The sequence below is a fragment of the Pseudomonas sp. S3E12 genome, from assembly GCF_001702295.1.
GTDB classification, from domain to species: domain Bacteria; phylum Pseudomonadota; class Gammaproteobacteria; order Pseudomonadales; family Pseudomonadaceae; genus Aquipseudomonas; species Aquipseudomonas marginalis.
Genome location: NZ_MBDT01000009.1, coordinates 115094 through 135820 on the forward strand (window position 1 = coordinate 115094; position 20727 = coordinate 135820).

Here is a 20727-nt window from a genome sequence, read left to right on the forward strand (position 1 = left end):
CCCTATCGGGGGCTTGCCCCCGATAGCGGTCTTAAAGACTACGAATACCTAAGGGCATGTGCCGGCTCAATCTTCGCCGCCCGATACGCCGGGTAAATCGTCGCCATGAAGCTCAACACAAACCCGGCCGTACAAATCAGCACCACATCGCCACTTTGCAGCTCCGAAGGCAGGTTGCTGACGAAGTACACATCCGAACTGAAGATATGCTGCCCGCTCACCCGCTCCAGCCAGCCCACCAGCTCACTCACGTTCAGCGCCGCAATCACCCCCAGCACGCCGCCGATCAAGGTGCCGACAATGCCGATCACCGTGCCCTGCACCATGAAAATCGCCATGATCTGCCGTGGCGTGGCGCCGATGGTGCGCAGGATCGCGATGTCCGCACCCTTGTCGTTCACCACCATGATCAGCGTGGCGATGATGTTGAACGCCGCGACCGCGACGATCATCAGCAACAACAGGCCGATCATGGTCTTTTCCATCTTCATCGCGCTGAACAGGCTGCCCTGGGTGTGGGTCCAGTCATCGGGCTTGTAGCCGCTGCCGAGGCTGGCGGCGATGTCCGCCGAGACCTTGGGCGCTGCGTACAGGTCTTTCAACGCCAGGCGCACGCTCTGCACCTGGTTCGGCTGCCAATGCTGTATCTCGGCGGCGTCAGCCATGTGGATCAGGGCCATGGAGCCATCCAGCTCGGCGCCGACCTTGAAGATCCCCACTACATTCAGACGCTGCATGCGCGGAGTGATCCCCCCCGGCGCACTGCTGATTTCCGGGACGATCAGGGTCAGTTTGTCACCCACATTCAGGCGAAAACGCCGGGCGGTGATTTCGCCGACCACCACGCCGAACTCGCCGGGCTTCAGGTCTTCCAGTTTGCCCTGCACGATATGCTGGGCCACGATCGACACCTTGCCTTCCTGGGCTGGGTCGACGCCGCTGATCTCAATCGGCTGCATCGCGCCCTTGTAGGAGAACATGCCGTCCATCTGCGTGAACGGTACGGCGGCAGTCACTTGCGGATTTTTCATCGCCGCAGCGGCCACCGGCTGCCAATCGTCGATCGGATTCACCCCGACGACAGTGGCGTGAGGCACCATGCCAAGGATGCGCGAGCTCATTTCGCGCTGGAAGCCGTTCATCACCGACAGCACCACGATCATCGCCAGCACGCCCAGGGCGAGGCCGATCATCGAGGTCATCGAGATAAACGAAACAAAGCGGTTGCGGCGCTTGGCGCGGGTATAGCGCGTGCCGATGAAAATCGATAACGGTCTGAACATTCGCGGGCACCGTTGGAAAAATAGAAAACCCGGCGTCAGGCACCGGGCTTGAAACAGGTCAGATGGCGACCAGATGACCTTCCTGCAGGTGCAGCACACGGTCCATCTGACGGGCCATGCTCATGTCATGGGTCACCACCAGGAACGCAGTGCGCATCTGGGTGCTCAGTTCCAGCATCAAGTCCTTGATGCCCTGGGCGGTGTGGGAGTCGAGGTTGCCGGTGGGCTCGTCGAGCATCACCAGCCCCGGGTTGTTCACCAGGGCACGGGCAATCGCCACACGCTGGCGCTCACCGCCGGACAGTTCGGCCGGCTTGTGCTCCAGGCGATGGCCGAGGCCGACGCGCTCGAGCAACGCCTTGGCGCGCTGGCCGGCTTCCGGGATCGCGGTCTTGCCGATCAACAGCGGCATGCACACGTTTTCCAGGGCGGTGAATTCCGGCAACAGGTGGTGGAACTGGTACACAAAGCCCAACGAGCGGTTGCGCAACTGGCCACGGGCCTTTTCATTCAGGGCCGACAGTTCTTCACCGGCCAGCCATACGCTGCCCTGGGACGGCGTATCGAGGCCGCCCAACAGGTTGAGCAAGGTACTTTTGCCGGAACCGGAACTGCCGACGATCGCCACGCGCTCGCCGGGATGCAGTTCCAGTTGCAGGTTGGACAGCACCACGACCGACTCCGGGCCTTCCTCGTAGGATTTGCCCAGGTTGCGGCAGCTCAGGATTGCTTTTTCACTCATGCCCGATTCACTCATAACGTAAGGCCTGTGCTGGCTGGGTACGTGCCGCGCGCCAGGCTGGATACAGGGTGGCAAGGAAACTCAGGACCAACGCGGCGCCGCCCACCATCAGCACGTCCTGGGCTTGCACCTGGGACGGCAGGTAATCGATGAAGTAGACGTCGGCGTTGAGGAACTTGTGGCCGATCACCTTTTCAAGCAAGGCGATGGCGGCACTGACGTTCAGCGCGGCCAAAATGCCTACCGCGGTGCCGATCAAGGTGCCGACCACGCCGATCACGGTGCCCTGCACCATGAAGATCGCCATGATCTGCCCCGGCGTGGCGCCGAGGGTGCGCAGGATGGCGATGTCGCCCTTCTTGTCATTCACCACCATCACCAGCGTGGAGATGATGTTGAAGGCGGCAACGGCGACGATCAGCAGCAACAGCAGGCCGATCATGGCTTTTTCCATGCGGATGGCCTGGTACAGGTTGCCGTGGGTGCGGGTCCAGTCGCGGGCGTAGTACTGGCTTTCACCCAGGTGCTGGGCGATTTCCCAGGCGCCGCGCGGGGCATCGAACAGGTCGTTGAACTTCAGGCGCAGGCCTTGCACCTGGTCCGGCTGCCAGCGATGCAGGCGGGCCAGGTCGGTGAGGTTGGTCAGGCCGAGGTAGCCGTCGATCTCGCCGGCGCCGACGTGGAAGGTGCCGACCACGGTAAAGCGCTTCATGCGCGGGAACATGCCGGCCGGCGTCACGGTGACTTCCGGCGCGACGAAGGTCAGCTTGTCGCCGATGCCTACGCCGAGCTTGGCCGCCGCCTTGTCACCGATGACAATGCCAAAACTGCCGGGGGCCAGATCGTCGAGTTTGCCCTGCAACATGAACTTGTCGATGATCGAGACGTTGCGTTCCTGGGCCGGGTCGATGGCATTGAGCAGGATTTTCTGCACCTTGCCGTCGTTGGTCAGCAACCCCTGCATCTGGGTAAATGGCGCCACGGCCACCACTTTGGGGTTCTGCTTGACCTTGGCGGCCAGGCTTTGCCAGTCGCTGATGGGCGCATCGCCCTCGATGGTCGCGTGGGGCACCATGCCCAGCACACGGGTGCGCATTTCATGATCGAAGCCGTTCATCACCGACAGCACCACGATCATCACGACCACGCCAAGGGCGAGACCGATCATCGAGGTCAAGGAAATGAACGACACAAAATGATTGCGACGCTTTGCACGGGTATAACGCGTGCCAATAAATACGAAGAGAGGTCTGAACATGTCGGGGCTTGTTCGGAGGAAAAGAAGACGTCCCGGTGGCGGGGTCTGGTAAGCAGCTTTACACTCAGACCATTACCGTTACCTGGGGTTCGCCATGTCGACATTAGATGAAGAAGAGCGCCGCGAATACTACCGTATCGACGACATGATCGCACTCCAAATCAAAAGCCTGTCTGCCCCCGAAGCGGCGAGCAAGGAAGTGTTGCTGGATGATTCACCGCTGTTCAATCTGCTCAGTGAACTGCACCTGAGCGAATTTGAAGCCCAGCACCTGTTGCGCCAGCTCAGCGAGAAGGATCGCACCCTTGTAGCCTTTCTTCGCGTGCAGAACAAACGCCTGGATTTGCTCAGCCAAATCATGGCCCGCGGCCTGCTGGATGAGGTCGGCGCCCCGCAGCCGGTGATCATTTCCGAAGGCGGCATCGATTTCCAACACCCCTCCCCCCTGACGGTGGGTGCACACCTGGCGGTCAAGCTGGTGCTGATGCCCCAGGCGCTCGGCCTGCTGCTGCGCGCGCGGGTCACCCATTGCGATCCCAAGGGCACAGGCTTCGACGTCGGCACGGAATTCGAAGCCATGACCGATGCCCAACGCCAGCTGCTGGCGCGCTACATCCTGCAGAAACAGGCGCAGGAACGGCGCCTGGCACGGGAACAGAGCGACGCCCAAGACACCTGAACTCTCGAATTCACCCTGCCAGACAAGCTGGCGTAAAGGAGCAACTGTGACCCTGATCTACGGCCACCGCGGTGCCAAAGGCGAAGCACCGGAAAACACCCTGACCAGCTTCCAGGCGTGTCTCAAGCACGGTGTACGCCGCTGCGAACTGGATTTGCACCTGTCCATGGACGGCGAGCTGATGGTCATCCACGACCCGACCCTCAAGCGCACCACCGACCGGCGCGGCAAAGTCGTCGAGTATTCGGCGGCAGACCTGGTGAAGATGGACGCGCGCAAAGGCGGCCCGGGCTGGGTCAAGCCTTGCCCGATTCCGCGCCTGGAAGAGCTGTTCGAACAGTGCGACTTCGATCACTGGCAACTGGAAGTCAAAAGCGCCTCGCGCACCCGTGCCGCGACCACCGTGCTGGCCATCCGTGAGATGGCCGTGCGTTTCGGCCTGATGGACAAGGTCACCGTAACCTCAAGCTCGCGGGAAGTGTTGAAAGCAGCGGTTGAACTCACCCCCGACCTGTCACGCGGGCTGGTCGCCGAATATGCCTGGCTCGACCCGCTGAAGGTCGCGCAGAACTACGGCTGTGAGATGCTGGCGTTGAACTGGACGTTGTGCACCCCCGAGCGTCTGGAAAAAGCCCAGCGCCAGGGCCTGCACGTGTCCGTATGGACAGTCAACGAACCTGCGCTGATGCGCAGGCTCGCCGACTTCGGCGTAGATAGCCTGATTACAGACTTTCCCGGTTTGGCCACTGCCACCCTCGAGAATTACTGAAATCGGTCTCCCCGGCCGGCTCAGGCCACCGGCCGGAGCCGCTCAAAAAAGCCGGTTGAGGCCGTCGTAGGCCGCTACCCGATAGGCTTCGGCCATGGTCGGGTAGTTGAACGTGGTGTTGACGAAATACTTGAGGGTATTTTGCTCACCCGGCTGGTTCATGATCGCCTGGCCGATGTGCACGATCTCCGAAGCCTGGTAGCCGAAGCAATGCACGCCGAGGACTTCCAGGGTTTCGCGGTGGAACAGGATCTTGAGCATGCCTTGCGGCTCACCGGCGATCTGCGCACGCGCCATGCTCTTGAAGAACGCCTTGCCCACTTCGTAAGGCACCTTGGCCTTGGTCAGTTCGTGCTCGTTCTTGCCGATCGAGCTGATCTCGGGAATCGTGTAGATCCCGGTCGGCACGTCGTTCACATAACGCCAGCTGCCGTTGTCGACAATGCTGCCGGCCGCCGAACGGCCCTGGTCATGCGCCGCACTGGCCAGGCTTGGCCAGCCGATCACGTCACCGGCACCGTAGATGTTCGGCACGCAGGTGCGATAGTTCTCGTCGACTTCGATCTGGCCACGGCTGTTGACCTTGACCCCGATGTTTTCCATGCCGAGCTTGTCGGTGTTGCCGGTACGGCCGTTGCACCACAGCAAGGCATCGGCCTTGATCTTCTTGCCGGACTTGAGGTGCAGGATCACGCCGTTGTCCAGGCCTTCGACCCGCTCGTATTCTTCGTTGTGACGCACGGTGATGTTGTTGTTGCTGAAGTGGTAGCTCAACGCCTGGGAAATTTCCGAGTCGAGGAAGCTCAGCAACTGGTCGCGGTTGTCCACCAGCTCCACCAGCACGCCCAGGCCACTGAAGATCGAGGCGTATTCACAGCCGATCACGCCGGCGCCGTAGATGATCAGCTTGCGCGGGGTATGGCCCAGGCTGAGGATGGTGTCGCTATCGTAGATACGCGGGTGGTGGAAATCGATGTCCGCCGGGCGATACGGGCGCGAACCGGTGGCGATGATGATGTGCTTGGCCACCAGCTTCTCGACCACGCCGTTGGCGCACACCACTTCGACGGTTTGCTCGTCGGCGAAGCTGCCGGTGCCGAAGAACAGGTCGACACGGTTACGGGCGTAGTAGCCGGTGCGCGAAGCGACTTGCTTGGAGATGACCTTCTCGGCGCTTTTCAGCACGTCCGGGAACGAGAACCAGCGCGGCTCACCAATGGCCCGGAACATCGGGTTGGTGTTGAACTGCATGATCTGGCGCACCGAGTGACGCAAAGCCTTGGACGGGATGGTGCCCAGGTGGGTGCAGTTACCGCCGACCTGGCGACGGCTATCGACCATCGCCACCTTGCGCCCTGCCTTCGCGGCGTTCATCGCCGCACCTTCTCCAGCCGGGCCGGAACCCAGTACCACCACGTCGTAGTTGTAGACAGCCATGCGTACTCCTCAGAACAGGCCAGGCGCACGGTTGGACGCCTGGCTAAATCATGCCGCGGCCAGCGGTCATGAAGGACAATTTGGCTCAAGTGTGTGAACCGGGGCACAGTCTATATAAGGCTCAACGCCGCGCACATTAACCCTTGGTCGCGTCGTAGGCCAGTTTTGCCTTTACTACAGGAACAGGAAACCGGCATTACACTGCTGACACGCACCTTTGCAGGACGGGTCATTATGCGGCATGTCGTTTTCTGTTTAATGATGATTTTTTCGGTTGTGGTGCATGCGAATGAGGCAGACCGCCTCCGGCAAGCCGATTTTCCTGCGCAAGCCCATGGACTGGCGCTGAAAAACCAGACGGTGTTCACCTACCTCTGGGCGGATGTGTACGCGGCTGCGCTGTATGCCCCGCAGACTGTGAGCGCCAGGCAGGCACGGGACTCGCAACAGCCGCTGCGCCTTGTGTTGTATTACTTTCGCGACATCGACCGCAACGATGTGATCAAGGCGGCGATGGCCACCTTGGAGCGCCAGCAAGCCAGCCCTCGCCTGAGGCTTGAAGTCGACCAGTTGCACGCCAGCTTTCGTAACATCCGCAGCGGTGATCGCTACGCCCTGGACTTTCGTCCGGGCCGTGGCCTGAATCTGGAGATCAATGGGCAGGTGGTGTTCAGCAGCCGCAATGACGCGCTGGCAAGGGCCTACCTGGGCATTTGGCTGGCACCCAAGGGTTTGTCCGATGACTTGCGCGGCAAACTGCTGAAATGAGTATGCATCCACTGAACGATCGCTATCGGGGGCAAGCCCTAACGCCAGTCAGTTAAGCGTACATTGCCTCCTGTAGGAGCGAGCTTGCTCGCGAAAAACGTCAACGATAACGCATGCTTCCTGAATGAACGCGGCGCCTGTGAGTTTTTCGCGAGCAAGCTCGCTCCTACAAAAAGCCTTAACTGACTGGCATTAACCCCTCCCACATGTCGACTTGTGAATACATTCAAATGTGGGAGGGAGCTTGCTCCCGATGAGGCCCTGCTCGACAACACAAAACCAGCAGCCATGAAAAAGCCCCGAACCAGTCGGGGCTTTTTCATTCAGTGCTAAGGCTTAGCGCGGGAACGCAGGCGGGTTGACCCCGGCCATGTCTTCCATCACGCGAACCACCTGGCAGCTGTAGCCGAACTCGTTGTCGTACCAGACGTACAGTACAACGCGGTTGTCCTGGGTAATGGTCGCTTCCGCGTCCACCACACCGGCGTGGCGCGAGCCAACGAAGTCGGTGGACACCACTTCCTGGGAATTGACGAAGTCGATTTGCTTGTGCAGGTCGGAGTGCAGCGCCATGTAGCGCAGGTACTCGTTCATCTCTTCACGGGTAGCGGCTTTCTCAAGGTTCAGGTTGAGAATGGCCATCGACACGTTCGGCGTCGGCACACGGATCGCGTTACCGGTCAGCTTGCCGGCCAGCTCAGGCAAGGCCTTGGCAGCGGCGGTGGCGGCACCGGTCTCGGTGATGACCATGTTCAGCGCGGCGCTGCGGCCACGGCGATCGCCCTTGTGGAAGTTGTCGATCAGGTTCTGGTCGTTGGTGTACGAGTGAACGGTTTCAACGTGGCCGTTGACGATGCCGAACTTGTCATTCACAGCCTTGAGCACCGGCACGATGGCGTTGGTGGTGCAGGAGGCGGCGGACACGATCTTGTCGTCAGCGGTGATTTCACCGTGGTTGATGCCATGCACGATGTTCTTGAGCTTGCCTTTGCCAGGCGCGGTCAGTACGACGCGGTCGATGCCCGGGCAGGCCAGGTGCTGGCCCAGGCCTTCGGCATCACGCCATACGCCGGTGTTGTCCACCAGCAGGGCGTCCTTGATGCCGTACTGGGTGTAGTCCACCTCGGTCGGGTTCTTCGCGTAGATCACCTGGATCAGGTTACCGTTGGCGGTGATGGTGTTGTTTTCTTCGTCGATGGTGATGGTGCCGTTGAACGAACCGTGTACCGAATCGCGGCGCAGCAGGCTGGCGCGTTTGGTCAGGTCGTTCTCGGCGCCTTTGCGCACCACGATGGCACGCAGGCGCAGGCCGTCGCCGCCACCGGTTTTTTCGATCAGGATGCGCGCCAGCAGACGGCCGATACGACCGAAGCCGTAGAGGACAACGTCGGTGCCTTTGCGGGCAGCGGCGTTTTGCTGGCCCACCACATCGGCCATTTCTTCACGCACGAACTGCTCGGCGCTGCGGCCGGCACCTTCCTTGCGGAATTTGTAGGCCAGCTTGCCCAGGTCTACCGAAGCCGCGCCGAGCTTGAGCTCGCTCATGGCCTTGAGCAGGGGGAATGTTTCGTGGACGGAGAGTTCGCTGTCGTCGGCGGAACGATGGCGAGCAAAGCGATGCGCCTTGAGAATCGCGATGACTGATTGGTTGATCAGGCTGCGGCCATAGATCGAGCTCACCACATTGTTATTGCGGTACAGCTGACCGATAAGCGGGATCATCGCTTCTGCGAGTGCTTCACGGTCGATCCATTCACCAAGACACTGGTCGGGCTTCTGAGTCACGGGAACCTTCCACATGTAGGGGCTGAAAAAAGGGGCTACATTATGTCGTCCGACCGCCCGTTGAGCAATGCGCCAGCCACAACAAAAAGCCCTTGCAAAAAAATACCACCCCGCTACAGGCCAGGAAACACGCGGGTTTCAGAAGGCCACCAATGGCGCAGTGCCGCCAACTTGTCCGTAACCCTCCGAAACATCCGTGCAAAACGGCACTACATAATGAGTCAAAAGGCTGCTTTGTTTGTCTTAGCCACTACATTTCCTACAAACCGTAATAGGCTCAGTCAGCAACTGACAGGCGGCACCTCGGGCCGTTACAATTACCGACTTTGTCGCAACGCTTGGAGCTCAACCTTCCGTGCCCGTTCTGCGTCTACCGCTTCTCCCTGCCGCGGCAGGTAAACAGCACTGGGGCAACCTGCCCGGTGCCGCCCTGAGCCTGGCCATTGCCGAGGCTGCCAGCGCAGCCAAGCGCTTTACCCTGCTGCTTACCGCCGACAGCCAAAGCGCCGAACGGTTGGAGCAGGAGCTGAGCTTCTTCGCCCCCGATTTGCCGGTGCTGCATTTTCCCGACTGGGAAACCCTGCCCTACGACCTGTTCTCGCCGCACCAGGACATCATCTCCCAGCGCATCGCCAGCCTGTACCGCCTGCCGGAACTGGCCCACGGTGTGTTGGTGGTGCCGATCACCACCGCCCTGCACCGCCTGGCGCCGACCAAGTTCCTGCTGGGCAGCAGCCTGGTGCTGGATATCGGCCAGAAGCTCGACGTGGAACAGATGCGCACGCGCCTCGAAGCCAGCGGCTACCGCTGCGTCGACACGGTGTATGAACACGGTGAATTCGCCGTGCGTGGTGCACTGATCGACCTGTTCCCCATGGGCAGCAAGTTGCCGTACCGCATCGACCTGTTCGATGACGAAATCGAGACCCTGCGCACCTTCGACCCGGAAAACCAGCGGTCCATCGACAAGGTCGAGTCGATCAAGCTGCTGCCGGCACGGGAGTTCCCGCTGCAAAAGGACGCGGTCACGCGCTTCAAGGCGCGCTTCCGTGAACGCTTTGACGTGGACTTCCGCCGCTGCCCGATCTTCCAGGACTTGAGCAGCGGGATTACCCCGGCCGGCATCGAGTACTACCTGCCGCTGTTCTTCGACGAAACCTCCACCCTGTTCGACTACCTGCCCCAGGACACCCAAGTGTTCTCGTTGCCGGGCATCGAACAGGCGGCGGAAAACTTCTGGAACGACGTGCGCAACCGTTATGAAGAGCGCCGCGTCGATCCTTCCCGGCCTTTACTGCCGCCTGCCGAATTGTTCCTGCCGGTGGAAGACTGCTTCGCCCGCCTGAAGAACTGGCCGCGCGTGGTCGCCAGCCAGCAGGATGTGGATACCGGCAGCGGCCGCGAGCGTTTCCCGGCGGCGACGCTGCCGGACCTGGCGATCCAGGCCAAAGCCACGCAACCCCTGGAAGCACTCTCGAACTTCCTCGGCGACTTCCCCGGCCGCGTGCTGTTCACCGCCGAGTCCGCCGGGCGCCGTGAAGTGCTGCTGGAGCTGCTGGAACGCCTGAAGCTGCGGCCGAAAACCGTCGACAGCTGGCCGGATTTTGTCGCCGGCAAAGAGCGCCTGGCGATCACCATCGCGCCACTGGACGAAGGCCTGCTGCTGGATGACCCGGCGCTCGCGCTGATCGCCGAGAGCCCGCTGTTCGGCCAGCGCGTGATGCAGCGTCGCCGCCGTGAAAAGCGCGCCGACGCCAACAACGATGCGGTGATCAAAAACCTCACGGAACTGCGCGAAGGCGCGCCGGTGGTGCATATCGACCACGGTGTCGGCCGCTACCTGGGCCTGCAGACCCTGGAGATCGACAACCAGGCCGCCGAATTCCTCACCATGGAATACGCCGAGGGCGCCAAGCTCTACGTGCCGGTGGCCAACCTGCACCTGATCGCCCGCTATACCGGTAGCGACGACGCCCTGGCGCCGTTGCACCGCCTGGGTTCCGAGACCTGGCAGAAAGCCAAGCGCAAGGCCGCCGAGCAAGTGCGCGATGTCGCCGCCGAACTGCTCGACATCTATGCCCGTCGTGCGGCGCGCGAAGGGTATGCCTTCGCCGACCCGAAGGCCGACTACGCCACCTTCAGTGCCGGCTTCGCCTTCGAAGAAACCCCGGACCAGCAAACCACCATCGAAGCGGTGCGCGCCGACATGCTCGCGCCCAAGCCGATGGACCGCCTGGTGTGCGGCGACGTGGGCTTCGGCAAGACCGAAGTGGCCATGCGCGCAGCCTTTATTGCGGTACACGGCGGCAAGCAAGTGGCGATCCTGGTGCCGACCACCCTGCTCGCCCAGCAACACTACAACAGCTTCCGCGACCGCTTTGCCGACTGGCCGGTGACCGTGGAAGTGATGAGCCGCTTCAAGTCCGCCAAGGAAGTCAACGCGGCGGTCGCCGACCTCGCGGAAGGCAAGATCGACATCGTGATCGGCACGCACAAGCTGCTGTCGGACGATGTAAAGATCAAGAACCTGGGCCTGGTGATCATCGACGAAGAACACCGCTTCGGTGTGCGTCAGAAAGAACAGCTCAAGGCCCTGCGCAGCGAAGTCGACATTCTTACCCTCACCGCCACGCCGATTCCGCGCACGCTGAACATGGCGGTGTCGGGCATGCGCGACCTGTCGATCATCGCCACGCCGCCGGCGCGGCGCCTGTCGGTGCGCACGTTCGTGATGGAGCAGAACAAAAGCACAGTCAAGGAAGCGCTGCTGCGGGAATTGCTGCGCGGCGGCCAGGTGTACTACCTGCACAACGACGTAAAAACCATCGAGAAATGCGCCGCCGACCTCGCCGAACTGGTGCCGGAAGCACGCATCGCCATCGGCCACGGGCAGATGCGCGAACGCGATCTCGAACAGGTGATGAGCGACTTCTACCACAAGCGCTTCAACGTGCTGATCGCCTCGACCATCATCGAGACCGGCATCGACGTGCCTAGCGCCAACACCATCATCATCGAGCGGGCGGACAAGTTCGGCCTGGCCCAGCTGCATCAGCTGCGCGGCCGGGTTGGACGTAGTCACCACCAGGCGTATGCCTACCTGCTGACGCCGCCCCGCCAGCAGATCACCGGGGACGCCGAGAAGCGCCTGGAAGCGATCGCTAACACCCAGGACCTGGGCGCCGGTTTTGTGCTGGCCACCAACGACCTGGAAATCCGCGGTGCCGGCGAACTGCTGGGCGATGGCCAGAGCGGGCAGATCCAGGCCGTCGGCTTCACCCTGTATATGGAGATGCTCGAACGCGCGGTGAAAGCCATCCGCAAGGGCGAGCAGCCAAACCTCGACCAGCCCCTGGGCGGCGGTCCGGAAATCAACCTGCGCTTGCCGGCGTTGATCCCCGAAGACTACCTGCCGGATGTGCATGCACGCCTGATCCTGTACAAGCGCATCGCCTCGGCCACCGACGAAGAGGGCCTCAAGGACCTGCAGGTGGAGATGATCGACCGCTTCGGCCTGCTGCCCGAGCCGACCAAGAACTTGGTGCGCCTGACCCTGCTCAAATTGCAGGCCGAGCAGCTTGGGATCAAGAAAGTCGACGCCGGGCCGCAAGGCGGGCGTATCGAGTTCGAAGCGCAGACACCGGTGGACCCACTGGTGCTGATCAAGCTGATCCAGGGCCAGCCCAATCGCTACAAGTTCGAAGGGGCTACGCTGTTCAAGTTCATGGTGCCGATGGAACGTGCCGAAGAACGCTTTAATACATTGGAGGCGTTGTTCGAGCGCCTCATCCCGAAATCTGCTTGAAGGACGCCCCAATGCGCCTGTTCCGCATTCTGAGCCTGTTGTTGGTGGTACTCGCGCCTTCGGCATTTGCCGACAGTCCGTACCAGGTGGAAATGATCCTGGTACGCCAGAACGCGGAGCCGGCGCTCAACAGCCGCGCTGCGCCGGAAAACTGGGATGCGGGCGCCCAGCGGTTGGGCGACAGGCTGAGCCCGCCGCGCCTGAACAATATCGTCGACAAACTCAACGCCGATAACAGCTTCACCGTGCTGGCGCACAAGGCCTGGGAACAGAACCTCGGCGAGCAGCCGGTCAGGATCGCGATCACTGACGGCCAGGAGCAGTTCGGCCAGTTCCCCATCGAAGGGGTGTTGAGCCTGCAACTGGGGCGCTTCACGGATATCGATGCGGACTTCTGGCTCAACACGTTCGACAGCAACGGCAGTGTGGTGGCCAGCGAACACCTGAGCCAGAAAGACGTGCGCACCAAGAACAACCAGCTCAACTACCTGGATGGCGGCCACCTGGCACTGCTGATCAAGATCACTTCGCTGACCGCCAAGCCACCCAGCGCACCCCCGCCCGACATTCAGGACTGATCCAGCGCCATGCCCCTGACGTCGCCGTTGACCAAACCCCTGGCCCCTTCATGGGCCAATCGCTTCAAAGAGCAAAGCCTGGAGCGCGGGCGTCGCTATGCCCTGGAGAACCGCGTGCGCATCGTCGAATCCGGCGACAGCACCATCATCGCCAGTTGCGAAGGCTCGGGGGGCAACGTTTACCGGCAGACCATCTCATTGCGCGAATCGGCCAAAGGCGCGCTGATCCTGGTGGACAGCCGCTGTACCTGCCCGGTGCACACCAACTGCAAACACATCGCCGCGGTGCTGCTCAAGGTCCAGGAAACCCTGGCCTACCCGGCGGCCGCCCAGGATGCCGAGTTGCTGGAAAAACTCCAGGCCGTGCTGGATAACCGCGTGGTGTTGCCGCAGGTGGTGATGGAGGATGTGGTGCCCGTGCCGCGCCTGTGGCTGGCCAGCGTCGAGTTCAGCGCGTTTGAACCGCGCAACGGCAAGATGCAACGCTATATCCAGCACCGTGCGGCGCTGTCGTTCAACTACCTGGGCAACTATGTCAGCGGGCAGAAGAACGCCGACATCATCGTGCGCCAGGAAACCCAGAGCCTGCGCATCAAGCGCCATCCAGAGCTGGAGCAGCCCTATCGCGAACAACTGCGCCTGCTCGGTTTCAAGATCGCCACGCGCCAGAGCAAGGCCTTGCCGGAAAGCGCCGGCGAGCTGTTCGAGATGGTCAATGACAGCGCCTGGCTGAACTTCACCCTCAATGCCTCGCCGACCCTGCGGGCCGAGGGTTGGGAGCTGCAGATCGATGATGACTTCGGGTTTGACCTGAGCGCGGTCGACGACTGGTACGCCACCGTCGATGAAGGCCCCGAGCGCGACTGGTTCGACCTGGAACTGGGGATTATCGTCAACGGTGAGCGCCTGAGCCTGCTGCCGATCCTGCTCAACCTGATGCGCTCCCACACCGAGATCCTCAACCCGGAAAAACTCGCGCGGCGCCGCGATGACGAGCTGATCCTGGTGAATATCCCCGGCCTGCCCAATGGCGGTCATGGCCCGCTGCAAGTGGCCCTGCCCTACGGCCGCCTGAAACCGGTACTGGCCACCCTCGGTGAGTTTTACCTGCAGGAGCCCGGCACCACCACGCTACGCCTGGCCAAGGCCGATGCGATTCGCCTCAATCCGCTGGAAGACCTGCCCCTGCAATGGGAGGGCGGCGAGAAGATCCGCAACTTTGCCCAGCGCCTGCGGGACATCAAGGACTTCACCTGTGTGGCGCCCGAAGGCCTGAATGCGACCTTGCGGCCTTATCAACTGGAAGGGTTGAGCTGGATGCAGTCGCTGCGCCAGCTGGAGGTGGGCGGCATTCTTGCGGATGACATGGGCCTGGGCAAAACCCTGCAGACCCTGGCGCATATCCTCAGTGAAAAGATCGCCGGGCGCCTGGACCGCCCGTGCATGGTGGTGATGCCCACCAGCCTGATCCCCAACTGGTTGGACGAAGCGGCGCACTTCACCCCGCAACTCAAGGTGCTGGCGCTGTACGGGGCCACGCGCAAAAAACACTTCGCCAGCCTGCAGGACTACGACCTGCTGTTGACCACCTACGCGCTGCTGCCCAAGGACATCGAGCACCTGGCCGCCCTGCCCTTGCATGTGCTGATCCTCGATGAAGCCCAGTACATCAAGAACCCTTCCAGCAAGGCAGCCCAGGCCGCCCGCGAGCTGAATGCCCGGCAGCGCCTGTGCTTGAGCGGCACACCGCTGGAAAACCACCTGGGCGAGTTGTGGTCGCTGTTCCACTTTCTGCTGCCGGGCTGGCTGGGCGACGTCAAAAGCTTCAACCGCGACTACCGCGTTCCCATCGAAAAGCGCGCCAGCGAGGTACGATTGCAGCACCTCAACGGTCGGATCAAACCCTTCCTGCTGCGCCGCACCAAGGAGCAGGTGGCCACGGAACTGCCGCCCAAGACCGAGATCATTCACTGGGTCGACCTCAATGAGGCCCAGCGCGATGTGTACGAGACCATGCGCCTGGCCATGGACAAAAAGGTCCGCGACGAAATCACCCGCAAAGGCGTGGCGCGCAGCCAGATCATCATCCTTGAAGCACTGCTGAAGCTACGCCAGGTGTGCTGTGACCTGCGCCTGGTCAACGACGCGACCCTGCCCACCCGCGGCAGCAGTTCGGGCAAGCTCGACAGCCTGATGGAAATGCTCGAAGAGCTGTTTGAGGAAGGTCGCCGGATCCTGTTGTTTTCCCAGTTCACCTCGATGTTGAGCCTGATCGAAGTGGAGCTGAAAAAACGCGGTGTCGCTTACGCCCTGTTGACGGGCCAGACCCGCGATCGGCGCACACCGGTGAAGGATTTCCAGAGTGGCAAGTTGCAGATTTTCCTGATCAGCCTGAAGGCCGGTGGCGTGGGCCTGAACCTGACCGAAGCCGATACCGTGATTCACTACGACCCTTGGTGGAACCCGGCCACCGAAAACCAGGCCACCGACCGTGCATACCGCATCGGCCAGGAGAAACCGGTGTTCGTGTACAAGATGATCGCGCGGGGCACGGTGGAAGAGAAAATCCAGCACCTGCAGAAGGAAAAATCCGACCTGGCAGCAGGTGTGCTGGATGGGCGTACGACGGGGGATTGGCAGTTGGGCAACGAGGATATCGAGGCGTTGTTTGCGCCGTTGCCCAATAAGCAGGAAAAGCGCTAGATCAGCTGTGCATCCCGCAAAGCGCCAAGTGCGATGAGCCAGCGCGGATCCTGTTTGTAGTCAGTCGAAGCAATCGCCTGCCCACGCATACGCACGATGCGGGCCGACGGCGTGACCTTCATGCGCTGCGCCGCACTCAGCGCCAGCTCAGCCGCCGCACGATCGTTGCACACCAGCCCCATGTCGCAACCGGCGGTCAGCGCCGCCTCGATCCGACTGGCCGCGTCGCCGACCACATGGGCACCGGCCATCGACAGGTCATCGCTGAAAATCACCCCATCGAACTGCAACTCGCCGCGCAGGATGTCCTGCAACCAGCGGCGTGAGAAGCCGGCAGGCTGCGCATCCACCTGCGGGTAGATAACATGCGCCGGCATCACTGCCGCCAACTGCTTGCTCAGGCGTGCGAAAGGCACCAGGTCATTGGCGCGAATCTGTTCCAGGCTGCGTTCGTCATTGGGAATCGCGACGTGGGAATCAGCCTCGGCCCAGCCATGGCCGGGGAAATGTTTACCGGTGGCGGCCATGCCGGCGCTGTTCATGCCTCGGATAAAGGCACCGGCGAGCACGGCGGCGCGCTCGGGATCGCCCTCGAAGGAACGGGTGCCGACCACGGCGCTGCGCTGGTAGTCCAGGTCCAGTACCGGGGCGAAGCTCAGGTCGAGACCGACCGCCAGTACTTCGGTGGCCATGATCCAGCCGCACTGCTCGGCCAGGTACTCGGCATTGGGGTTGTCCGCCAACGCGCGCATGGCCGGCAGGCGCACAAACCCCTGGCGCAGGCGCTGTACGCGACCGCCTTCCTGGTCGACCGCCAGCAGCAGGTCCGGGCGCACGGCACGAATCGCCGCGCTCAATTCCCGCACCTGCCGTGGGTGCTCGATATTGCGCGCAAAAATGATCAGGCCACCGACTTCAGGCTGGCGCAACAGGTGGCGGTCCTCGGCCGTCAGCCAAGTACCGGCCACGTCGACCATCAAAGAACCTTGCAGGGCAGCAGTCATAAACCTTCCTTAAATAACGCACACAACCCGTTGACCCCACCAGGCGCAGTGAGAACAACAGGTTGCGAGTAAATAGCTGAATTCGGCATGGGCAGCTAGCTTAGCGGATGCAAGCGGCCGCGCACACCCGGAGGGGTCAAACCTTGGCGGCAGCGGGCGTGGATTTGCTGCGCGGGCGCAATTGGGCGGCAGCCATGGCCGAGTCGGTCACGCCGGTTTCAGCGCGCATACCTGCGGCAAGGAATGGCACCATCAGGCGCATGACCTGCTCAATGGAAGTATTTACGCCGAAATCGGTCTCGGCAATCGCACGCAACGCCTTGATCCCGGACATGCTGAATGCGGCCGCACCGAGCATGAAGTGCACGCGCCAGAACAGTTCGATAGGCGGAATACGCGGGGCGGCTTCGTTGACCAGCAACATATAGCGGCGGAATACCTTGCCGTACATGTCTTCCAGGTAACGGCGCAAGTGGCCCTGGCTCTGGCTGAATGCCAGGCCCAGCAGGCGCATGAAGATCGACAGGTCATTGCCGCTGCGTGGCTGAACCACCAGCGCCTGCTCCACGAGCATTTCCAGCAGGTCTTCCAGGGTCGGCTTGTGGTCGGCCTTGGCCTGGCGGCGCTCGAGTTCACGGTCCAGGCTGGCACAGAACGGCCCCAGGAAGCGCGAGAATACCGCCTGGATCAGGGCCTTTTTCGAGCCGAAATGGTAGTTCACTGCGGCGAGGTTGACCCCGGCTTTGCTGGTGATCAGCCGCAATGAAGTTTCAGCAAATCCTTTTTCCGCGAACAATTGCTCGGCAGCATCGAGAATGCGTTCAACGGTTTCCGACTGGGCCATGGATACTCCGCCTGACAAACACTTGTTTGAAACATACGTTTCAGGGTGTGTCTTGTCAAGCCTGCAAGTTCGCTTTCCGGCCGGGCAGTCATCTATTTCATCGCTATTTAATCACATACTCCCAGGTCTGTAGGCAGCGCTATCTCTGCCTTGTAGGACAGCTAACGAATGACCGTCCAGCGGAGGCGTAGAAAAGGATGATTGCCAAGCGCAGTCCACTGTATATAATCCCAGTCACTGTATAAAAAGACAGAGCGATCAACATGCTAAAACTGACGCCACGCCAAGCTGAGATTCTGGCTTTTATCAAGCGCTGCCTCGATGACAACGGCTACCCGCCGACACGAGCCGAAATTGCGCTGGAACTGGGGTTCAAGTCCCCCAACGCCGCCGAAGAACACCTCAAGGCCCTCGCTCGCAAAGGCGCGATCGAGATGACCCCCGGTGCTTCACGGGGTATTCGCATCCCTGGCTTCGAAGCCAAGGCCGACGAATCGACACTGCCGATCATCGGTCGCGTCGCCGCCGGTGCGCCCATCCTGGCACAGCAGCACGTCGAGGAATCCTGCAACATCAACCCGACCTTCTTCCACCCTCGCGCCGACTACCTGTTACGGGTGCACGGCATGAGCATGAAGGACGTAGGGATCTTCGATGGCGACCTGCTGGCCGTCCACACTACCCGCGAAGCCCGTAACGGCCAGATCGTCGTCGCCCGTATTGGCGATGAAGTCACCGTCAAACGCTTCAAGCGCGAAGGCAGCAAGGTCTGGCTTCTGGCCGAGAACCCTGAGTTCGCCCCGATTGAAGTGAACCTGAAAGATCAGGACCTGGTGATCGAAGGCCTGAGCGTCGGCGTCATTCGCCGCTAAAGGAGGCATCATGCAGCTCGTGCACACCCCCCAACACACACAACTGTCGCTGTTCGAGGCCTTTATGGCCCAACCCCTTGCGCCCATCCTCAAGGAAACGGTCGAGGCGCCCTGGGGCGCCGAACCTGAGGCGTTCAGTGAACTGTCGTTGCGCGGTGCGGCTGGGAGCTGCCTGAGCCTGCTGGCGCCGATCCTTCGTGAACTGAGCGAGGAACAGGATGCACGCTGGTTGACGCTGATTGCCCCGCCCGCCAGCCTGACCCAGGCCTGGCTACGGGATGCCGGCCTTAATCGCGAGCGCATCCTGTTACTGCAACCCCGCGGTGCGCAAAGTGCTCAGCAGTTGACCTGTGAAGCCTTGCGCCTGGGCCGTAGCCACACCGTGGTGAGCTGGCTCAACCCGCTGAATGCCACTGCCAAGGCACAGCTGATCAGCGCAGCGCGTACCGGCGATGCACAGAGCTTGAATATTCGATTGGGGTAATTCGGTGTGCCGCAGGCTGTCCCTGGGGAGGGGCCTGTTGTGGCGAACGGTCTTACTGTGGTGAGCGGGCTTGCCACAACAGCGAACCCACTTGCCCCACTCAGTGAAGAACGCGCGGGCCGTCTTCTTTCTCGGGCTCGCCTTCTGCCAGGCGACCGGCCATCTGCACACCAACGCTCAACATGGCTTTTGCCACTTCCACGTGCTGGCCCTGCAGGAACACCTTGGCGTCCTCGGAAAAATCCAGGATAACCAGAGAACCTTCGTCCTCGGCCCGGCGCAGCTCGATTCGGCCGTCAGGCAACTCAACAATTTCCAGAAAGGACGTCGGCATAAAAGTCTGTTCTCCACGAAAGGCCGGGATTATATCAGTCATCCGCCCGGCCTCGCTGAGGATCTGAAGAGGTTTCTTTACGGCTTGATGAACGGTGCCATGTGAATCCGACCAACGTTCAGCACTCGTTCAAACCTTCACGAAAGCGCAATGCCATCTTTTTCAGCGCCTGACGCCAGCCTTCCAACTCTTCGCGACTCAGTGGCTCGGGCTCTTCCTCTTCCAGCGCCACGGCCAAAATCAAGGGCTGGGTCACATCGCCCTTGGGCACATGGGGAACACGGGGCGGCTGAAACATATCCGCATGGGCCTTAAGCAGACGCGCGACCCAGCTGTCAGGGCTCTGCGCCATTTCCACCAATTCGGCCAGCTCAGGGATCGCCATGCTTTCCAGCACCTCACGATTCATGATCATTTCCGCACGGGGCGAACCGGCCTGGGGCAAGCGGTAGAACCCGGCGATCTCATGACACAAGCCCAGTAACGCACCATACAGGTGGAACAACGCGGCTTCACGCCCGGCCTGGACCAGTGCAATCGCATTCATCTCCTTCCCCTCCTCGGCACGGCCAAGGGCTTCCAGGGACAAACCCGCAAAATAAATTTTCTGATTGGTACGGGTATAGAGCTCGTTGGCCATAACGGCAATCTCCACAACGAATAAGCGTGATGCTGGCTATGTAGGAGCGAGCTTGCTCGCGAAAAACTTCAGAGCACCGTTTGGCGCCAGGTTTTTCGCGTAATCGTTAACAACCTTCGCGAGCGAGGACCAGGCGCCCTCCTCGTTCCCACAGCAAGCAAAAGCCGTCTATACAGACGGCTTCTAACGTTAACAGACTAGCGGGTCAAGCGCCCTGGCGCTTGTCCTCGACCTTCCACTTGCCACCGTCGTAGAACGCTTTCCAGCCGGTAGGCTTGCCGTCCACTTCGGTCTGCACGTACTGCTCCTTGGTCTTGCGGCTGTAGCGGATCACGGCTGGGCGGCCATCAGGATCCTTCTTCGGCGCTTCACACAGGAAGTGGTACTTCGGATCGATCTCGTCCTTGTGCGGCACGATCTCCAGCACCAACGGCGCTCGGGTCTCGCGGTTTTTCGGGAACTGGCTGGCCGCCAGGAACAGGCCCGAGGCGCCGTCACGCAGGATGTAGGTGTCGTTGACCTTCTCGCACTTGAGTTCCGGCATCTTCACCGGGTCCATTTTCGGCGGCGCCGCGTCACCGCTTTTCAGCAGTTTGCGTGTGTTCTTGCAGGTCGGGTTGGTGCAACCGAAGAACTTGCCGAAACGGCCGGTCTTGAGCTGCATCTCGCTGCCGCACTTGTCGCATTCGAGGCTCGGGCCTTCGTAACCCTTGATGCGGTAGCTGCCCTCTTCGATCTCGTA

The 20727-nt window shown here is 61.4% G+C and carries 18 protein-coding genes; 8 read left to right on the forward strand and 10 right to left on the reverse strand.

Annotated features, from left to right (window positions below; genetic code table 11):
- Positions 1-38 precede the first annotated feature (38 nt).
- Genes BB029_RS12145 through BB029_RS12155 form a run of 3 tightly spaced genes read right to left on the reverse strand, consistent with a single transcriptional unit; the run spans position 39 to position 3283 of the window.
- Entirely contained in the window at positions 39-1283 is a 1245-nt protein-coding gene (locus tag BB029_RS12145) for a lipoprotein-releasing ABC transporter permease subunit (protein WP_065939337.1), read from the reverse strand.
- 58 nt (positions 1284-1341) lie between these two features.
- Positions 1342-2025 carry a lipoprotein-releasing ABC transporter ATP-binding protein LolD gene (gene lolD / locus BB029_RS12150; RefSeq protein ID WP_168166806.1) on the reverse strand — a complete coding sequence of 228 codons (684 nt, stop codon included), beginning with the start codon at positions 2023-2025 and terminating at the stop codon, positions 1342-1344.
- A 7-nt stretch (positions 2026-2032) separates the two neighbouring features.
- On the reverse strand, positions 2033-3283 hold the full coding sequence (locus tag BB029_RS12155; protein ID WP_027604228.1) for a lipoprotein-releasing ABC transporter permease subunit: 1251 nt from the start codon (positions 3281-3283) through the stop codon (positions 2033-2035).
- A 94-nt stretch (positions 3284-3377) separates the two neighbouring features.
- On the opposite strand from BB029_RS12155, the gene BB029_RS12160 reads away from it, so the two are divergent.
- Together BB029_RS12160 and BB029_RS12165 are read left to right on the forward strand one after the other, a co-directional pair.
- A complete protein-coding gene (locus BB029_RS12160) occupies positions 3378-3962 on the forward strand; it encodes a PilZ domain-containing protein (protein ID WP_027604229.1) in 585 nt (194 codons plus the stop codon).
- Positions 3963-4008: 46 nt separating this feature from the next.
- Positions 4009-4731, forward strand: a complete 723-nt coding sequence (locus BB029_RS12165; protein WP_027604230.1) for a glycerophosphodiester phosphodiesterase family protein — start codon at positions 4009-4011, stop codon at positions 4729-4731.
- Positions 4732-4773: 42 nt separating this feature from the next.
- Here BB029_RS12165 and sthA read toward each other — a convergent pair whose 3' ends face one another.
- Positions 4774-6168: a Si-specific NAD(P)(+) transhydrogenase gene (gene sthA, locus BB029_RS12170; RefSeq protein ID WP_003189670.1), complete on the reverse strand. Its 1395-nt coding sequence runs from the start codon at positions 6166-6168 to the stop codon at positions 4774-4776.
- A gap of 234 nt (positions 6169-6402) precedes the next feature.
- On the opposite strand from sthA, the gene BB029_RS12175 reads away from it, so the two are divergent.
- A complete protein-coding gene (locus BB029_RS12175) occupies positions 6403-6936 on the forward strand; it encodes a chalcone isomerase family protein (RefSeq protein ID WP_065939339.1) in 534 nt (177 codons plus the stop codon).
- 336 nt (positions 6937-7272) lie between these two features.
- Here the strand turns inward: BB029_RS12175 and BB029_RS12180 are convergent, their stop codons facing one another.
- Positions 7273-8736, reverse strand: a complete 1464-nt coding sequence (locus tag BB029_RS12180) for a glyceraldehyde-3-phosphate dehydrogenase (protein ID WP_027604232.1) — start codon at positions 8734-8736, stop codon at positions 7273-7275.
- A gap of 340 nt (positions 8737-9076) precedes the next feature.
- Between BB029_RS12180 and mfd the strand changes: the two genes are divergently transcribed.
- From mfd to BB029_RS12195, 3 genes are read left to right on the forward strand one after another with little or no spacing between them, the layout of a single operon-like run.
- A complete protein-coding gene (mfd, locus tag BB029_RS12185; RefSeq protein ID WP_065939340.1) occupies positions 9077-12526 on the forward strand; it encodes a transcription-repair coupling factor in 3450 nt (1149 codons plus the stop codon).
- 11 nt (positions 12527-12537) lie between these two features.
- Positions 12538-13104: a CsiV family protein gene (locus BB029_RS12190; RefSeq protein ID WP_065928156.1), complete on the forward strand. Its 567-nt coding sequence runs from the start codon at positions 12538-12540 to the stop codon at positions 13102-13104.
- A gap of 9 nt (positions 13105-13113) precedes the next feature.
- Positions 13114-15807, forward strand: a complete 2694-nt coding sequence (locus BB029_RS12195) for a DEAD/DEAH box helicase (RefSeq protein WP_065939341.1) — start codon at positions 13114-13116, stop codon at positions 15805-15807.
- On the opposite strand, the gene nagZ is transcribed toward BB029_RS12195, so the two are convergent.
- Together nagZ and BB029_RS12205 are read right to left on the reverse strand one after the other, a co-directional pair.
- Positions 15804-16811 (reverse strand): beta-N-acetylhexosaminidase, encoded by a 1008-nt coding sequence (nagZ, locus tag BB029_RS12200; protein ID WP_065939342.1) that lies wholly within the window; start codon positions 16809-16811, stop codon positions 15804-15806. The genes BB029_RS12195 and nagZ overlap by 4 nt on opposite strands.
- Positions 16812-16947: 136 nt before the next feature.
- Entirely contained in the window at positions 16948-17655 is a 708-nt protein-coding gene (locus tag BB029_RS12205) for a TetR/AcrR family transcriptional regulator (RefSeq protein WP_027604237.1), read from the reverse strand.
- 263 nt (positions 17656-17918) lie between these two features.
- Here BB029_RS12205 and lexA point away from each other — a divergent pair, with 263 nt between their 5' ends.
- Both lexA and sulA read left to right on the forward strand, forming a co-directional pair.
- Positions 17919-18527 carry a transcriptional repressor LexA gene (gene lexA, locus BB029_RS12210; RefSeq protein WP_003172575.1) on the forward strand — a complete coding sequence of 203 codons (609 nt, stop codon included), beginning with the start codon at positions 17919-17921 and terminating at the stop codon, positions 18525-18527.
- A gap of 10 nt (positions 18528-18537) precedes the next feature.
- Entirely contained in the window at positions 18538-19011 is a 474-nt protein-coding gene (sulA, locus tag BB029_RS12215; protein WP_065939343.1) for an SOS-induced cell division inhibitor SulA, read from the forward strand.
- 100 nt (positions 19012-19111) lie between these two features.
- Here sulA and BB029_RS12220 read toward each other — a convergent pair whose 3' ends face one another.
- From BB029_RS12220 to BB029_RS12230, 3 genes are all read right to left on the reverse strand, one after another.
- Positions 19112-19345, reverse strand: coding sequence for a hypothetical protein (locus BB029_RS12220; RefSeq protein WP_010212068.1), 234 nt, complete (start codon positions 19343-19345; stop codon positions 19112-19114).
- Positions 19346-19463: 118 nt separating this feature from the next.
- Positions 19464-19985 carry a DUF6586 family protein gene (locus tag BB029_RS12225; protein WP_065939344.1) on the reverse strand — a complete coding sequence of 174 codons (522 nt, stop codon included), beginning with the start codon at positions 19983-19985 and terminating at the stop codon, positions 19464-19466.
- 205 nt (positions 19986-20190) lie between these two features.
- Positions 20191-20727, reverse strand: a 537-nt coding sequence (locus BB029_RS12230; RefSeq protein WP_174556997.1) for a topoisomerase DNA-binding C4 zinc finger domain-containing protein, incomplete at its 5' end; no start/stop codon positions are given.

Bases quoted from the DNA above. Each gene is read 5' to 3' on its own strand.
- BB029_RS12145 (WP_065939337.1), bottom strand. From the start codon at position 1,283: ATGTTCAGACCGTTATCGATTTTCATCGGCACGCGCTATACCCGCGCC.
- lolD (WP_168166806.1), bottom strand. From the start codon at position 2,025: ATGAGTGAAAAAGCAATCCTGAGCTGCCGCAACCTGGGCAAATCCTAC.
- BB029_RS12155 (WP_027604228.1), bottom strand. From the start codon at position 3,283: ATGTTCAGACCTCTCTTCGTATTTATTGGCACGCGTTATACCCGTGCA.
- BB029_RS12160 (WP_027604229.1), top strand. From the start codon at position 3,378: ATGTCGACATTAGATGAAGAAGAGCGCCGCGAATACTACCGTATCGAC.
- sthA (WP_003189670.1), bottom strand. From the start codon at position 6,168: ATGGCTGTCTACAACTACGACGTGGTGGTACTGGGTTCCGGCCCGGCT.
- BB029_RS12175 (WP_065939339.1), top strand. From the start codon at position 6,403: ATGCGGCATGTCGTTTTCTGTTTAATGATGATTTTTTCGGTTGTGGTG.
- BB029_RS12180 (WP_027604232.1), bottom strand. From the start codon at position 8,736: ATGTGGAAGGTTCCCGTGACTCAGAAGCCCGACCAGTGTCTTGGTGAA.
- BB029_RS12190 (WP_065928156.1), top strand. From the start codon at position 12,538: ATGCGCCTGTTCCGCATTCTGAGCCTGTTGTTGGTGGTACTCGCGCCT.
- BB029_RS12195 (WP_065939341.1), top strand. From the start codon at position 13,114: ATGCCCCTGACGTCGCCGTTGACCAAACCCCTGGCCCCTTCATGGGCC.
- nagZ (WP_065939342.1), bottom strand. From the start codon at position 16,811: ATGACTGCTGCCCTGCAAGGTTCTTTGATGGTCGACGTGGCCGGTACT.
- BB029_RS12205 (WP_027604237.1), bottom strand. From the start codon at position 17,655: ATGGCCCAGTCGGAAACCGTTGAACGCATTCTCGATGCTGCCGAGCAA.
- lexA (WP_003172575.1), top strand. From the start codon at position 17,919: ATGCTAAAACTGACGCCACGCCAAGCTGAGATTCTGGCTTTTATCAAG.
- sulA (WP_065939343.1), top strand. From the start codon at position 18,538: ATGCAGCTCGTGCACACCCCCCAACACACACAACTGTCGCTGTTCGAG.
- BB029_RS12220 (WP_010212068.1), bottom strand. From the start codon at position 19,345: ATGCCGACGTCCTTTCTGGAAATTGTTGAGTTGCCTGACGGCCGAATC.
- BB029_RS12225 (WP_065939344.1), bottom strand. From the start codon at position 19,985: ATGGCCAACGAGCTCTATACCCGTACCAATCAGAAAATTTATTTTGCG.